The sequence below is a fragment of the Cobetia sp. 1AS1 genome, from assembly GCF_029846435.1.
GTDB lineage: Bacteria > Pseudomonadota > Gammaproteobacteria > Pseudomonadales > Halomonadaceae > Cobetia > Cobetia amphilecti.
Genome location: NZ_JARWKU010000033.1, coordinates 1 through 326 on the forward strand (window position 1 = coordinate 1; position 326 = coordinate 326).

The 326-nt window shown below is 64.7% G+C and carries 1 protein-coding gene; it reads right to left on the bottom strand.

Features of this window, described 5'->3' with window-relative positions:
• A partial coding sequence (locus QD280_RS17805; protein ID WP_279840154.1) for a methyl-accepting chemotaxis protein occupies positions 1 to 326 on the bottom strand: 326 nt, incomplete at both ends.

Consider the following 326-nt stretch of genomic DNA (forward strand, 5'->3'; position numbering starts at 1 on the left):
GAGCGCGTCGCCAGGGTGCGCACTTCCTGCGCGACCACCGCAAAGCCACGCCCATGCTCACCGGCTCGCGCCGCTTCCACCGAGGCATTCAGCGCCAGGATGTTGGTCTGGAAGGCGATGCCGTCGATCAGACTGATGATCTCGCTGATGCGCTCGGCGGAACGGTTGATGTCTTCCATGCTCGCCTGCGCCTTGCGCATGTCGTCATTGCCGCGGCGCGCCTGCTCGGAGGTCGAATTGACCAGCTGACTGGCCTGCTGGGCGGAATCGGCACTGTGTTGCACGGTGGTGGTGATCTCCTCCATCGAGGCCGAGGTTTCCTGCAG